Consider the following 14,170-nt stretch of genomic DNA (forward strand, 5'->3'; position numbering starts at 1 on the left):
CATATCGATGCCGCGGGAAGGGGCGGGGAGGGGAAAGCGTCGATATGCGGCTCCGCCGCGTGGTCCGCCGGACACCCCGTAGGTGCACCCCCAGGTCAGGCGTGGCGTGTCCACGAGCCCAGCACCATCAGCGTCTTGGTGCCGGTGACCAGGCCGACGCGCCGCAGACCGTCGATGACCTGCTGCAGATGCTCGATGTCCCGCACCCGGACGTGTACCAGGGCGTCGGGGTCGCCGGCGATGGTGAAGACGGCCTGCACCTCGGGAACCGTGTAGCAGGTGCGGACGATCTCCCCGACCGGTGTCGTACCGGTGTAGGACAGCTCCACGAAAGCCTCGATGCCCCAGCCCAGCTTGGTGTGGTCGATCTGCACCGTGAAGCCCTTGATCACCCCGGTGTCCTTGAGCCGGTCCACCCGGCGCTTGACCGCGGCCACCGACAATCCCACCTCGGGTGCCATCTCGGAGAAGGTGCGCCGCCCGTCCTCCCGCAGCATGCGCAGCAACTGCCGGTCCACATCGTCGAACTCGGGCATCGGCCCTCCGCTCCGCGCCGCGCGCACCCGCGCAACCCTCACAGCGCGCGCAAACTCTTTTAGTCGATCTCGCGAATTTCCCCGGCAGTTTGCGTCTTCACCTGGATCGGCCGCAAGTTACTTGTGCTCCTCTGGGTGATGTTGCTGTCCTTGGGCCGGACCCCAGTTACGCCGAGGAGGCTCACATGAGCACCGACCCCGCCGCGGTTTCGCTCGATGACCCCTATACGGCCCACAGCGGCCGGGTGCTGATCTCCGGCATCCAGGCCCTGGTCCGGCTCACCCTCGAACAGCGCCGGCTGGACGAGGCGCGCGGTTTGGACACCCGCGCGTTCGTCTCCGGCTATCCGGGCTCACCGCTGGGCGGGGTCGATCTGGAGCTGGACCGGGCACGCCGCTTCCTCGACCCCGCCGGTGTGGTGTTCCGGCCGGGGCTCAACGAGGAGCTGGCCGCCACCGCCGTGGCCGGGACGCAGCTGCTGGGGCAGGTCCCCGGGCGCCGCCACGAGGCGGTGACCGGGTTCTGGTACGGCAAGAACCCCGGTCTTGACCGCGCGGCCGACGCGATGCGGCACGGGACGGTGGCCGGTACGGCGGCACTGGGCGGCGCGGTGGCCTGGATCGGCGACGACCCCGGCAGCAAGTCCTCGACCGTGCCCAGCTCCTGCGAGCCGATGTGCCAGAGCCTGGCCATGCCCCTGCTCGCGCCCGGGTCCGTACCCGAGATCCTCGAGTTCGGACTGCACGCCGTGGCCCTGTCCCGCGCCACCGGCCTCTGGGCCGGACTGAAGATCGTCGCGGATATCGCGGACGCCTCGGCCGTCGTCGACCTGGACTCCCTCCGGCCCGACATCCCCGCCCCGCCCGCCGCCCCGCGCGGCGCGCCGCCCACCCTCGTCGGCCCCGCGTCCCTGGACGCCGAGCACGACATGCTCACCCGCCGGCTGGACCTGGCGCGCGCCTACGCCCGCGAGACCGGGCTGAACCGCATCACCTTCAGTGCCGCGAACGCCACCTTGGGCGTGGTGGCCTCCGGCACCTCGTACGCCGTGGTGCGGCGCGCCCTGGCCGACCTCGGCATCGGCGAGGCGGACATGGAGGCCCTCGGTGTGCGGCTGATCCGGCTGGCGATGCCGTTCCCCCTCTGCGACGAAGACCTGGTGGCCATGACCGGCGATCTGGACCAGGTCCTGGTCGTCGAGGACAAGGTGCCCTTCCTCGAAGGGCACCTCAAGGCCGCCCTGTACGGCGGCGCCGACGCGCCCGTGGTGGTCGGCCGCCACGGCGAGAACGGCCGGCCGCTGCTCACCGCCCGGGGCACCCTCGGGGCCGAGGACGTGGCCAAGGCCCTGGCCCGGCGCATCGGCCCGGACCGGCTGCCGCGCACCGCGACCGCCCGGCTGGCCTCGCTGGCGCCGCCGCCCGCGCCCCGGATCGCGCTGCCCACCGTGTCGGCGCGCACGCCCTACTTCTGCTCCGGATGCCCGCACAACACCTCCACCCGCACCGCCGATGACACCCTCGTCGGCGCGGGCATCGGCTGCCACGCCATGATCGCCCTCGATGGCGCGGGCCGCGGCCATCAGATCGGGCTGACCCAGATGGGCGGCGAAGGCGCCCAGTGGATCGGCCTGGCCCCGTTCACCGACGACCGGCACTTCGTGCAGAACCTCGGTGACGGCACCTTCCACCACTCCGGCTCCCTCGCCATCCGCGCGGCGGTGGCCGCGGGCGTGACCATGACGTACAAGCTCCTCTACAACGACGCCGTCGCGATGACGGGCGGCCAGCGGCCCGAGGGGCGGCTGGACGTCCCGGCGCTGACCCGCTGGCTCGCACTGGAGGGCGTACGGAAGGTCGTGGTGACCACCGCGGCGCCGGCCGACTACCGCGGCGTACGCCTGGACCCGATCGCCACGGTGCGCCACCGCGACGATCTGCCCGAGGCCGAGAAGGAGCTGTCCGCCACCGACGGCGTGACCGTGCTCATCCATGACGACCGCTGCGCCGCGGAGGAGCGCCGGCTGCGCAAGCGCGGTCAGCTGCCCACCCCCGCCGAGAAGGTGGTCATCAACGAGCGGGTCTGCGAGGGCTGCGGCGACTGCGGGGACGTGTCCACGTGTCTGTCGGTGCAGCCCGTGGACACCACCTTCGGCCGCAAGACCCGGATCCACCAGGCGTCCTGCAACTCCGACTTCAGCTGCCTGAAGGGCGACTGCCCCTCCTTCCTCCTCGTCGAGCCGAAGGCGAAGACGGCCAACAAGGCGAAGGGCAAGCGGCCCCGTGCCGTCCCCCAGCCGCCCGTGGCCCTGACCGCGCCCACCCCGGCGGTGGCCGGGGACAGCACACTGCTGCGGATGCCCGGCATCGGCGGCACCGGTGTCGTGACCGTCTCACAGATGCTGCAGCGGGCCGCCCATCTCGATGGCCGCTACGCGGCCGGGCTGGAGCAGACGGGGCTGGCCCAGAAGGGCGGGCCCGTCGTCAGCGACGTGCGGATCGCGGCCACCCCGGTCACCGGTGCCGTGCGCGCCTCCCGTGCGACCGCGGACGTGCTCATGGGCTTCGATCTGCTCGGGGCCGCCGCCGACTCCAATCTGCGCATCGCCCGCCCCGGCCACACCATCGCCGTCGTCAACTCCGCCATCGTCCCCACCGCGGCCATGGTGACCAACCGGGTCGTCGTGCCCGGCTCCCCGGACGACGCCCTGGAGCGCATCGAGTCGGCCACCCGCCCCGGGGAGAACCTCTACCTCGACGCGCAGAGCATGGCCGAAGCCCTGTTCGGCGATCACCTGCCGACCAATATGCTCCTCGTCGGAGCCGCCTTCCAGCACGGCTGCATACCGCTGACGGAAGACGCCATCGAGGGCGCGATCCGCCTCGGCGCCGCCGTGGAGAAGAACCTCGCCGCCTTCCGCTGGGGGCGCGCCGCCGCCCTCGACCCCGAGGCCGTGCGGCGTGCCCTGGCCACCCCGGAACGGCCGGTCCTGGAGATCACACCCGAGGCGCACACCATCGCGGCCACGGCCGCCGGGCCCGGAACGCTCCAGGACACCGTTGCCCTGCGCGCCGCCGACCTGATCGCCTATCAGGACCGGGCCTACGCCGAGCGGTACGCCACCGAGGTGGAGCAGGTCGCCACGCTGGCCCGGCGGCGGGCCGGTGACGAGGCGGGCGAGCGCATCGCCGTCGCCTACGCCGAGGGGCTGCACAGGCTCATGGCCTACAAGGACGAGTACGAGGTGGCCCGGCTGCATCTGGACACCGTGGAACGGGCCAGGGTCGCGGACGAGTTCGGTGCCGATGCCACCGTCTCCGTCCTGCTGCACCCGCCGGCGCTGCGCGCGCTGGGCATGAAGCGCAAGATCCGGCTCCACCGCACCGCACCCGCTCTCTTCTCGCTCCTCCGCGCCCTGCGGCGGCTGCGCGGCACCCGGCTGGACCTCTTCGGATACGCCGAGGTCCGCCGCCAGGAGCGGGCGCTGATCGAGGAGTACCCGCGTCTGGTCCGCGACGCCCTGGCCCGTCTGACGCCCGGCAACGCCACCGCCGTGGAGGATCTGGTGCGGCTCGTCGAGGCCGTCCGCGGCTACGAGGACATCAAACTGGCCCGGGTCGAGGAGTTCCGCACCACGGCCCGCGCGGCTCTGGACGATCTTGCCGCAACCGCCGACGCCCCCGCGGCCGTCTCCGTCTGACCCCGGCCCTCGGCACCTCTCCTCGCCCGTCCGCACCACAGGGGCGCCCCTCATGCCCGTCGACCGTCTGCTTCCCACCCGTGAGGCCGAGGACCTGCTCGACCTCGTCCGCGAGATCGCCGACAAGGAGCTCGCCCTCCGCGTCGACGGGCACGAACGCGCCGAGACCTACCCCGAGGGCCTGTTCCGCCTGCTGGGCGACGCCGGGCTGCTGGGCCTGCCCTACCCGGAGGAGTTCGGCGGGGGCGGCCAGCCCTACGAGGTCTACCTCCAGGTGCTGGAGGAGCTGGCCGCGCGCTGGGCCGCCGTCGCCATCGCCACCAGCGTCCACACCCTCGCCGCCTTCCCCCTGCTCACCTTCGGCACCACCGAGCAGCGCGAACGCTGGGCGGAGGACATCCTCGGCGGCCGGCTCATCGGTGGGTACAGCCTGTCCGAGCCCCAGGCCGGGTCCGACGCGGCGGCTCTGTCCTGCCGTGCCGACAAGGCCCCCGACGGCTATCGGATCAACGGCGCCAAGGCGTGGATCACCCACGGCGGCAAGGCGGACTTCTACGCCCTGTTCGCCCGCACCGGCCCCGGCAGCGACGGCATCTCCTGCTTCTTCGCGCCCGGCCACACCGACGGCCTCACCTTCGGCCGGCCCGAGGAGAAGATGGGTCTGCACGCCATCCCCACCACCTCCGCCTTCTGGGACGACGCCCTCCTCCCCACCGACCGGCTCATCGGCGGCGAGGGCCAAGGGCTCCACATCGCCTTCCAAGCCCTGGACTCCGGCCGGCTGGGCGTCGCCGCCTGCGCCACCGGGCTCGCCCAGGCCGCCCTGGACGCCGCGGACGCCGCGGTCGCCTACGCCCACGAACGCACTCGGCCGCAGGATCATCGACCACCAGGGGCTCGGCTTCCTGCTGGCCGACATGGCCGCCGCGGTCGACTCCGCGCGCGCCACCTATCTGGACGCGGCCCGCCGCCGGGACCACGGGCGCCCGTACACCCGTCAGGCCAGCGTCGCCAAGCTGACGGCGACCGACGCCGCCATGAAGGTGACCACGGACGCCGTCCAGGTCTTCGGCGGCTACGGCTACACCCGTGACTTCCCCGTGGAGCGCTATATGCGCGAAGCGAAGATCATGCAGATCTTCGAGGGCACCAACCAGATCCAGCGGCTCATCATCAGCCGCCAACTCGCCCCCTGACCGGCCCCGCGACGGAATGTCGCACCCGGGCACGCCGGGACACCGGTCATGATGACCACCATGACATCGGTACGTGGAACGCGCGGGGCACGAGCGCAACAGCCGGGATCAGGCCGTATGGCGGCGGTGATGGCGGTGCTGACCGCTCTGACCGTGGCCGGTTGCGGCGGGTCGGACGCGACCGACGGGGCGCCCGCACACAGTGGGAACCCGTCGGCGTCCCGTTCCGCACAGCCCTCGGGCAGCCCCTCCGGCGATCCCGGCGCCTCGGCGAAACCGTCGGTGTCGGCGGCGGACGGGCGTGACATCGGCGCCTGCGCGGACGGCGACTGCGAGATCGCGGTGTCCGAGCAGGTGACGGTCCGCTTCAAGGGCCCGGCCGGTCCGGCGACGCTGACCGTGAACGAGATCGGCCCGAACAAGATCACGTACACGGTGAAGTCGGGCAACAACCGCTCCCAGGGCGGGGCGAGCGGCCCCGGCCAGGGGTGTATCACCGTGCTGCGCGACCACGGCAGCAGCAACTCGTGCGGAAGGGTGAGCACCATGCGGCCGGCCGCTCAGCCCGGCTCCGTGGTGATCCTGATGGCCGCCGGGGAGGACGGCACGGCGGTCCTGCACATCGTGTCCAGGTGACCGGCCCCGCCGGTCAGCTCTCCACCGGCGGGACTCCCGGGGAACGGGAGTGGCGGATGCCCGCCTCGTAGGTCTCCTTGAGATGGTGGAGGGTGTCGTCGAAGTGGCGTGCCGCGTAGGTGGCGTAGAGGATGTCGATCAGCAGCAGCTGGCCCCACTTCGAGGTGACGGACTCCCCGTACAGCCCCTCCCCCGCGACGTTGGAGGTGAACAGCGGCACATCGCTGAACTCCGCCAGCGGGCTGTCCTGGACGGAGGTGATGCCGATGGAGGTGGCCCCGGTCTGCCGGGCGAGCCGCATGGCGTCCACGATGGCGGTGGACTTGCCGGAGTCGCTGATGCCGATGAGCACATCCCGTGGCGTCAGGATGGTGGCCAGCATGACCTGCACGCTCTGATCGCGGTAGAGCAGACACTTCTTGCCCGCGCGGGTGAACCGCATGACCCCCTCCTCCGCGGCGATGCTGGAGGAGCCCATGCAGCAGAACACCACCGCGTCCGCTTCGTGCAGCAGATCGACGGCCCGGCTGATGGCGTCGCCGCTGACCTGCTTGGCGGTCTGGGCCAGCGTCTGACGGCTGCTGCGCTCGATCTTGCCCACGATGGCGGGGGGCTCGTCGCCGCGGAGGATGCCCTCGTAGACGAACTCCTCGTCCCGGCCGGCGGCCGACCGGGTGGCGAAGGTGGCCTCGGCGAGGCTGAGGCGGAGCGAGTGATAGCTGTCCATGCCCAGCTCGCGGACGAACCGGGACACCGTCGACTCGGCCACACCGCATGCCGAGGCCAGCTGCGAAATGGTCATCGACTGCGCCTGCCGGGGGTGGGCCAGCAGATACTCGCCGATCTGGCGCAGCGCGCCCGGTAGGTAGGGCAGTTTGCTGGTGATGAGGTGCAGCACATTGCCGGCCTCATCCGCCGGGACAGCCATGAATCGCTCCGTGGTCTCAGGAAGGGGTGTTAAGTACCCGTAGCAGATTCTCCACGGCCGCGCGGGTGGCGCGCTCCACACTCTCCCTGGTGTACCCCCCGATATGGGGTGTGGTGATCACTCGCGGGTGGTGGAGCAGCTCCTCGGGCTCCGGCGGCTCCTGGTCGTACACATCGGTGGCGTACCCGATGAGCCGGCCGTCCTCGAGGGCGTCGAGGACCGCGCCGTCGTCGACCAGGCTCGCGCGGGCCGTGTTGACCAGATGGGCGCCGGGCCGCATGGCCGCGATGGCGGCCTTGTCGATGAGTGGCCGCTCCGCGGGCGGGCAGTGCAGGGTCACCGCGTCCGCGCGGGCGAGCAGATCGTCCATCGTGGTGTACGAGAAGTCCCCGGCGGGGGTGAACTCCGGGTCGGGGAACGCGTCGAAGGCGCGTACGGACATGCCGAGCCCGAGGCCGAGCCGGACCACTCTGCGGCCGATCTGCCCGCACCCCACGACCCCGAGGGTGCGCCCCGCCACCTCGCGGCCCTCGATCCGCTGCCACCGGCCGGCCTTGAGCGCCGTGTCCTGCGGCGGGATGTGGCGCAGCCCGGCGAGCATGAGGGCGATGGCGAGTTCGGCGACGCCCTGCGCGTTGGCCCCGGCGGCGGTCTCGACGGCCACCCCCCGCTCGGCGGCGGCGGTCAGGTCGACGGAGTCGACTCCGACGCCATTGCGGCTGATGACCCTGAGGCCGGGGGCCGCGGCCAGCACCTCGCGGGTGATCGGCTCGACCCCGGCGAGATAGCCCACGCACGAGGGCAGGAACCGCAGCTGCTCCTCGCGGGTGGGCTGGCGGCCGGGGGTGGGGAACAGCAGATCGTAGCCCGCCGCCTCCAGGGCGGCCAGCGCGGGGTGGCCGCCCTGGGACAGCGAGCGTGGCGTCACGGCGATCCGGTTCGTCACCGCGCCCACTTCGGGTTGTCCACGACCGCCGGGGCGCCGTCGCGCTCCACCACGATCTTGCGGAAGCCCTTGGACTCGATGGTGCCGTAGTCGTGTCCGGCGTGGCCGGGGAAGGCGAAGAAGGTGATCAGCGGCTCGTCGGGCGAGGTGTTGATGGAGCGGTGGGCGTACCGGCCGGGGACGTAGACGCCCTGGCCGGGGGTGAATTCCTGCCACTGCACATCGCCCTCGGGGTTCTCCATCATCATCAGGCCCCGGCCGCGCAGGCAGTAGTAGATCTCGGCGGTGTCGAGCACGGAGTGGAAGTGGCCCTTGGTCATGAAGTACTCGTCACCGACCTTGCCCGGGTAGGTGATGCTGGTGCCGTAGGCCACCTCCCCGGAGCTCTGGGGGACGCCCATGTCGAAGAACTCGTAGACCAGGACGTCCTCTTCGGCCAGGCGCTCCGCGGCCCGCTGGTCGGCGTACATCCCGGCCATGGCGGACATGCGGCGCTGGAGCGGCTTCTTGGTCTGCGACAGGCCGGTGACGAGGCTGAAGTCGGTGACGACTGCGGGCCGGGGCGCTATGGCGTTCATGCGTTCTCCTGGGTGACGTCGCGGGCGATGCGGGACAGCCGCTCGAAGGCGGGCCCGTGGGTGGGGATGTCGATGTGGAAGACCTCGGCGATGACGCGGGTCCAGCCGTGGATGAAGTACAGCCAGCCGTCGACCACGCGCAGGCCGCGGGCGGTCTGCTGGGCCCGTGCCTGGTCCAGGAAGACCAGGTCGCCGCGGTAGTTGAAGTCCCAGGCGATGCCGTCCGGGGGGAACTGGGCGGCGTCGGTGAGCGGGGAGCCGGGCCGGTCCTTGCCGAGCCCGGTCGCGTTGACCACGACGGAGGCGCGGGAGAGTGTCCGCAGCTGTTCGTCGTTGTCGCGCGGCTCGGGGGCCACGTGGTATTCGATCGGGATGGTGAAGCCGAGGCGTTCGTGGACGGTGCGCATCTCCCGCAGCCGGGCCTCGCGGCGGTTGGTGACCACGATGCGGGAGGGGACGTCGCCACCGGCCGCCGCGCGGTTGTGGAGGTACAGAGTGAGGGCGAGGGAGGAGCCGCCCGCGCCGAGCAGCAGCAGCTCGCCCCCGGTACGGGACCAGTAGCCGTCCGGCACGATGGCCTCCAGGGCCAGGCCGCTGGTGACGGGGTCCATGGCGTGGCCCCACAGCTGGTCGCCGCGCTTGGAGACGCTGCTGACCTCGTCCAGCAGCTCGGTCTCGTGGCCGACGCCGTCGAACAGGTCGTGGGCGGCCTTGTAGAGGTTGAGCTTGTGGGTGGTGACCAGGGCGCCGAGCGAGTGGGGGTCGTGCTTGATGAAATCGACCACCTCCCGGTAGTGCTCGGGGGTGTCGTCCAGCGGGAGGTCGATGCCCTCGATGACGGCGTCGAGGTTCAGCTCGCGCGCCCACGCCGGGAACACCTTCATGATGGACGACTTGGTGGTGGTGACGCCGATGAAGTACATCGTCGGGCGGGCGGCGGCGGGATACGTCCGCGGCATGTCAGTTCTCCTTCGAGGAGCCGTGCGGTGGTACGGGCCGGATGGGGGGCCGGGTCAGTGCTCCTCCCAGTCCCGGGCGCAGCCCACCGCCTTCTGCCAGCCCGCGTAGAGCCGGTCGGCCCGTGCCCGGTCCATCGCGCAGTCGAAGCGGCGCTCGAGCCGGAAGGTGCCGGACAGCTCGTCCCGGTCCTTCCAGAACCCGGTGGCGAGCCCGGCGAGGAAGGCCGCGCCACGGGCCGAGGACTCGATGACGGTGGGGCGCAGCACGGGGACGTCGAGGATGTCGGCCTGGAACTGCATGAGGAAGTTGTTGGCGGTGGCCCCGCCGTCGACCTTGATCTCCCGCGTGGTGAGGCCCGAGTCGGACTCCATGCAGGTGATGACGTCACGGATCTGGTAGGCGATGGACTCCAGCGTGGCCCGGATGATGTGTTTACGGCTGGCGCCGCGGGTCAGGCCGAGGATGGCGCCCCGCGCGTACTGGTCCCAGTACGGGGCGGCGAGCCCCACGAAGGCCGGTACGACATAGACGCCGTTGGTGTCGGGGACGTTGAGGGCGGCGTGCTCGGTGTCCTCGGCGTCGTAGACGATCTGGAGTTCGTCGCGCAGCCACTGGATGGAGGCGGCGGCCACGAAGATCAGCCCTTCCAGGGCGTATTCGACGCCGCCGTCCACGCCCCAGGCGATGGTGGTGAGCATGCCGCTGCCGCTGAAGACGGGGCTGTCGCCGGTGTTGAGGACCAGTGAGGCCCCGGTGCCGTACGTGGCCTTCACCGAGCCCGGCTCGAAGCACGCCTGGCCGAACAGCGCGCCCTGCTGGTCGCCGACGGCCGAGGCGACCGGGATTCGGGCGCCGAGCAGCACCGACTCATCGGTGTGGCCGTAGACCTCGCTGGTGGGACGCACCTCGGGGAGGATCTCGCGGGGGATGTCGAGCTCGTCGAGCAGCCGCTGGTCCCAGTCGAGACGGGTGATGTCGAACAGCATGGTGCGCGAGGCGTTGGTGTAGTCGGTGACATGTGCGGCGCCGCCGGTGAGGTTCCAGATCAGCCAGGTGTCGACGGTGCCGAAGGCGAGCTCGCCGCGCTCGGCGCGCTGCCGTGCGCCGGGGACGTTGTCGAGGATCCACTTCACCTTGGTGGCGGAGAAGTAGGCGTCGATGATCAGCCCGGTGGTCCGCTTGACGTACTCCTCCAGGCCGCGGGCCTTGAGCTCCTCGCACAGCGCCGCGGTGCGGCGGTCCTGCCACACGATGGCGTGGTGCACGGGCTCTCCGGTGGCGCGGTCCCAGACCACCACCGTCTCGCGCTGGTTGGTGACACCGATGGCGGCGATGTCCTCGGAGCCGCACTCGGCCTGGGCCAGCACCTGCTTGGCGACGGTGACCTGGGTGTTCCAGATGTCGAGCGGGTTGTGCTCGACCCAGCCGGGCTGCGGATAGATCTGTGGGAACTCCTGGCTGGCGCACGCGGCGATGTCGCCCGCCTTGTCGAAGAGGATGGCCCGGATGCTGGTGGTTCCGGCGTCGAAGGCCATGACATAGCGATGGGTCATGGATGTCACCTGCCTTCTGCCGAGGCGGGGCGCGATGTGGTGGCGTGGGGGTCGCCGTGACACGCGACCATGGCCTTCATCCCGGCCCCGGAGGCCGCGTAGGCGAAGGCATCGTGGATCTTCTCCAGTGGGAACACCTCACTGACCAGTGGTGACAGCTCGACGCGGCGCTCGCCGACCAGCCGCAGACAACGGCCGTAGTCGCCGTTGGTGGAGCCGGTCGTCCCGGTCAGGGTGAGGCCCTTGTAGTGCACGGCGTTGGTGTCGAGCGGGATGGTCCGCGCGGCGCCGAGGCCGGCGAAGTAGTTGAGGCGGCCGTGCGGGGCGAGCAGTTCGGCCGCCCGCTCCTGCACCTGGGGGTCGGACACCGCCGTGATGACCACGTCCGCGCCCCGGCCGCCGGTGTGCTCGCGCACCACCTCGGCCAGATCCTGTTCGCGGACCCCGACACACACATCGGCGCCGAGCCGGGCGGCGAGGTCCAGACGGGGGCGGCTGCGGTTGGAGATGATCACCTTGCGGGCCCCGGCCAGCTTGCCGAGCAGCACATGGAACGCGCCGATGGGACCGGCCCCGGTGATGACCACGACGTCCTCGGGGCCGACCCGGAGCCCGCGCTGCCCGCTGTAGCAGCAGGAGAACGGCTCCACCAGGGCCGCCTCGGCGTACGAGACGCCCTCGGGGATCTCGAAGACGTTACCGCGCTGGACGGCGAAGCCGGGCACCCGCAGCAGCTCCTGGAAGCCGCCGTCGATGCTGATGCCGAACGCCTCGTAGTCCGGGCACATGTTGTTGTAGCCGTGGCGGCACATGTCGCAGCGGCCACAGCCCACGTTCGGGGTGACGGTGACCCGCGTGCCCGGGTGGAACGCGGCCGCCCGCGGTCCGGTCGCCACCACGTCCCCCGCCACCTCGTGGCCCAGCACCCGGCGCTGCCCGTCCGGGATCTTGAAGTGGCCGTGCTTGAAGATGCGCAGGTCGGTGCCGCATATGGAGGCCGCCCGGACCCGCACCAGCAGGTCGTCGCCGACGACGGTGGGCTCGGCCACGTCCTCGACCGCCAGCTCCCCCGGCCGGCGCAGTACGGCGGCCCTCATGACGCACCTCCGACGACACCGGGCCGGATGAGCTCGGCCTGGGCCTGGTCGGCGACCGCGAAGACGACCTTGTTGTACCAGGTGCGGCGCTCCAGCATGTCGGCGAACATCGCCGGTGCCTCCTCCAGGCTCGGGGTGTGGCTGATGAGGGGCGCCACCTTCAGATCGCGGCCCAGGTGGTGGACCACCATGTCCCATTCGCTGCGCCCGGCCGGGGTGATCTTGGAGTTCCAGGTGCCGTAGACGCGCAGCTCACGGCGGAGGATCGAGGAGACCAGGGCGCGCGGCAGGGTCAGGTCGCCGGAGATGTCGCCCAGGAGCGTCACCTGGCCGAGCGGGGCCGCCGCGGTGATGGCCTGGACGAGGGTGGCGGGCAGACCGCTCGCCTCCACCGCGCAGTCCACGCCCCGGCCGCCGGTCAGCTCCCGGACCGTGTCCACCGTGTCCCCGGCGGACGCGTCGATCACCGGGAAGCCGAGACCGGCCATGACGGCGCGCTTGCGCTCGTCCACATCGGCCACGTACACCTCGCTGGCGCCCAGGATGCGCAGCCACTGGGCGGCCAGCGCCCCGATCGGCCCCGCCCCGATCACCAGCGCGGTGGCGTGGGCGGGCAGCTGGAACTTCAGCATGGCGTGCAGGGCGACCGCGGCGGGCTCCACCATGGCGGCGTGCACCAGCGGCACATCCCGCGCCACCGACACCAGATTGGCCTCGGGCACCTGGAGGAACTCGGCCATGGCACCGTCGCGCCGCGACCCGTAGTAGTCGTAGCCGGAGCCGACGGCGTACTCGCCGATCTGGGTCATCGGATCCGCCGGATCGGGCAGGAGGGGGAAGACCGCGGCACGGTCCCCGGGGCGGAAACGGCTTCCCTCCGGGGCCTCCTCGACCACGGCGGAGAACTCGTGGCCCAGGACGAGCGGATAGTGGTACGCCTTCCCGCGGCCGAACCTCAGCACGTCCGAGCCGCAGACGCCCACACCGCCGACGCGGACGAGGACGGAGCGGTCGCCCACGGGCGCGGGGGCGGGGATGTCGGTGAGGGTGAGGACGCCCTCGGATCGCAGTACTGCTGCCTTCATCGCTCGCTTGCCTCAGACTTCCATGCCGTAGCGGTGTGCCTTGTGCGTCGGATAGAGCGCGATCTGGGGGATGGTGACGTCGGGCGTGCGCGTGGCCACGTAGAGGGAGACCTCGGCGACGTTGTCGACGTCGATGCAGCTGGCGTGGATGCCCTCGGCGAGCTCCTTGTCGTCCAGCCAGCCGTCGAGGTAGGCGGGGATGTCGCCGTCGTACAGGCCCTTGTCGATGATCTCGGTCATCGGGGTCTTGACGTGTGACGGGTTGATCACCGTCACGCCGATCTTCTTGTCCTTGCCCTCGAGGAGGATGTTCTTGCTGAACCCCATCATTCCGTGCTTTGACGCGCGGTAGGGGCTGTGGCCGGGTCCGGAGGCCAGCCGTGCCGAGGAGGACCCCATGTTGATGACGCGCCCGCCGGTGGGCTGCTTTCCCATGATCCGGAAGGCCTCACGGCAGCACAGGAAGACCGCGGTCAGATTGGGGCCGATGGTCTTGTTCCACTCCTCCAGCGTCACCTCGGTCACCGGGGGTGAGAGCGAGTCGCGGCCCGCGCTGTTGACGAGGAGGTCGACCTGGCCCCACTCCTCCATGGCGGTCCGGAAGAAGCCCTGGACCTGCTCCTCCTCGGTGACATCGGCCTCGATGCCCACACAGTCGCCGCCCTGGGCCTGGATGGAGCCGACGACCTGCTGGAGTCGCTTGCCGTCGATGTCGACCAGGAGGACCTTGGCCCGGTTGGCCGCGAAGATCCGGCCGACGGCCTCGCCGATGCCGGAGGCGCCACCGGTGATGACGGCGACCTTGCCCTCCAGCGCGGTGCCGGGGGCGGGTTCGTAGGTGGTGGTCATGTTTCCCCTTGTGGGTGTCGGTTCCGCAGGTGGTCGGTTTCGCGGCGCCGCCGCGCGCGAGTGGGGGGGGGTGGGGGGGGGCGGGCGGGGGGTGGGCCCGCCGGG

At 71.4% G+C, this 14,170-nt stretch carries 11 protein-coding genes and 1 pseudogene; 3 read left to right on the plus strand and 9 right to left on the minus strand.

Translation table 11 applies throughout. From position 1 onward, the window contains the following. Positions 1–95: 95 nt before the first annotated feature. Complete coding sequence (locus tag ACFXB5_RS35995; protein ID WP_037961940.1) at positions 96–536, minus strand: Lrp/AsnC family transcriptional regulator; 441 nt, start codon at positions 534–536, stop codon at positions 96–98. 185 nt (positions 537–721) lie between these two features. On the opposite strand from ACFXB5_RS35995, the gene ACFXB5_RS36000 reads away from it, so the two are divergent. The 3 genes and pseudogenes from ACFXB5_RS36000 to ACFXB5_RS36010 all read left to right on the plus strand — a co-directional run bounded on the left by ACFXB5_RS36000 (position 722) and on the right by ACFXB5_RS36010 (position 6,069). After that, positions 722–4,237 carry an indolepyruvate ferredoxin oxidoreductase family protein gene (locus tag ACFXB5_RS36000; protein ID WP_385216164.1) on the plus strand — a complete coding sequence of 1,172 codons (3,516 nt, stop codon included), beginning with the start codon at positions 722–724 and terminating at the stop codon, positions 4,235–4,237. Positions 4,238–4,289: 52 nt separating this feature from the next. Next, positions 4,290–5,433: pseudogene (locus tag ACFXB5_RS36005) on the plus strand (acyl-CoA dehydrogenase family protein). A gap of 117 nt (positions 5,434–5,550) precedes the next feature. Continuing rightward, positions 5,551–6,069, plus strand: coding sequence for a hypothetical protein (locus ACFXB5_RS36010; RefSeq protein WP_385216167.1), 519 nt, complete (start codon positions 5,551–5,553; stop codon positions 6,067–6,069). A gap of 13 nt (positions 6,070–6,082) precedes the next feature. Here the strand turns inward: ACFXB5_RS36010 and ACFXB5_RS36015 are convergent, their stop codons facing one another. The 8 genes from ACFXB5_RS36015 to ACFXB5_RS36050 are packed head-to-tail and all read right to left on the minus strand — an operon-like array spanning position 6,083 to position 14,065. After that, positions 6,083–6,997 (minus strand): MurR/RpiR family transcriptional regulator, encoded by a 915-nt coding sequence (locus tag ACFXB5_RS36015; protein WP_385216170.1) that lies wholly within the window; start codon positions 6,995–6,997, stop codon positions 6,083–6,085. A 16-nt stretch (positions 6,998–7,013) separates the two neighbouring features. Beyond that, the gene (locus tag ACFXB5_RS36020; protein ID WP_385216173.1) at positions 7,014–7,943 is read right to left on the minus strand and encodes a phosphoglycerate dehydrogenase; all 930 of its coding nucleotides are present in this window, start codon (positions 7,941–7,943) and stop codon (positions 7,014–7,016) included. Beyond that, entirely contained in the window at positions 7,940–8,521 is a 582-nt protein-coding gene (locus tag ACFXB5_RS36025) for a glucose-6-phosphate isomerase (protein WP_385216176.1), read from the minus strand. The genes ACFXB5_RS36020 and ACFXB5_RS36025 overlap by 4 nt, the downstream gene beginning before the upstream one ends. Next, complete coding sequence (locus ACFXB5_RS36030; RefSeq protein WP_385216179.1) at positions 8,518–9,480, minus strand: shikimate dehydrogenase; 963 nt, start codon at positions 9,478–9,480, stop codon at positions 8,518–8,520. The genes ACFXB5_RS36025 and ACFXB5_RS36030 overlap by 4 nt, the downstream gene beginning before the upstream one ends. A gap of 54 nt (positions 9,481–9,534) precedes the next feature. After that, positions 9,535–11,034, minus strand: coding sequence for a glycerol kinase GlpK (gene glpK / locus ACFXB5_RS36035; RefSeq protein WP_385216182.1), 1,500 nt, complete (start codon positions 11,032–11,034; stop codon positions 9,535–9,537). A 5-nt stretch (positions 11,035–11,039) separates the two neighbouring features. Beyond that, on the minus strand, positions 11,040–12,131 hold the full coding sequence (locus ACFXB5_RS36040; protein ID WP_385216185.1) for an alcohol dehydrogenase catalytic domain-containing protein: 1,092 nt from the start codon (positions 12,129–12,131) through the stop codon (positions 11,040–11,042). Beyond that, positions 12,128–13,216, minus strand: coding sequence for a galactitol-1-phosphate 5-dehydrogenase (locus tag ACFXB5_RS36045; RefSeq protein ID WP_385216187.1), 1,089 nt, complete (start codon positions 13,214–13,216; stop codon positions 12,128–12,130). Before ACFXB5_RS36045 ends, ACFXB5_RS36040 begins: the two co-directional genes overlap by 4 nt. A 12-nt stretch (positions 13,217–13,228) precedes the next feature. Then, entirely contained in the window at positions 13,229–14,065 is an 837-nt protein-coding gene (locus ACFXB5_RS36050) for an SDR family oxidoreductase (protein WP_385216190.1), read from the minus strand. Between the last annotated feature and the right edge of the window lie 105 nt (positions 14,066–14,170).

Origin of the sequence: Streptomyces sp. NPDC059455 (assembly GCF_042750115.1) — a bacterium.
GTDB classification, from domain to species: Bacteria; Actinomycetota; Actinomycetes; order Streptomycetales; family Streptomycetaceae; genus Streptomyces; species Streptomyces endocoffeicus.

What these genes read in the sequence shown, in the direction of transcription:
- ACFXB5_RS36040 (WP_385216185.1), bottom strand. Translation starts at nt 12,131, where the DNA reads ATGAGGGCCGCCGTACTGCGCCGGCCGGGGGAGCTGGCGGTCGAGGAC.
- glpK (WP_385216182.1), bottom strand. Translation starts at nt 11,034, where the DNA reads ATGACCCATCGCTATGTCATGGCCTTCGACGCCGGAACCACCAGCATC.
- ACFXB5_RS36010 (WP_385216167.1), top strand. Translation starts at nt 5,551, where the DNA reads ATGGCGGCGGTGATGGCGGTGCTGACCGCTCTGACCGTGGCCGGTTGC.
- ACFXB5_RS36045 (WP_385216187.1), bottom strand. Translation starts at nt 13,216, where the DNA reads ATGAAGGCAGCAGTACTGCGATCCGAGGGCGTCCTCACCCTCACCGAC.
- ACFXB5_RS36030 (WP_385216179.1), bottom strand. Translation starts at nt 9,480, where the DNA reads ATGCCGCGGACGTATCCCGCCGCCGCCCGCCCGACGATGTACTTCATC.
- ACFXB5_RS36015 (WP_385216170.1), bottom strand. Translation starts at nt 6,997, where the DNA reads ATGGCTGTCCCGGCGGATGAGGCCGGCAATGTGCTGCACCTCATCACC.
- ACFXB5_RS36000 (WP_385216164.1), top strand. Translation starts at nt 722, where the DNA reads ATGAGCACCGACCCCGCCGCGGTTTCGCTCGATGACCCCTATACGGCC.
- ACFXB5_RS36025 (WP_385216176.1), bottom strand. Translation starts at nt 8,521, where the DNA reads ATGAACGCCATAGCGCCCCGGCCCGCAGTCGTCACCGACTTCAGCCTC.
- ACFXB5_RS36050 (WP_385216190.1), bottom strand. Translation starts at nt 14,065, where the DNA reads ATGACCACCACCTACGAACCCGCCCCCGGCACCGCGCTGGAGGGCAAG.
- ACFXB5_RS35995 (WP_037961940.1), bottom strand. Translation starts at nt 536, where the DNA reads ATGCCCGAGTTCGACGATGTGGACCGGCAGTTGCTGCGCATGCTGCGG.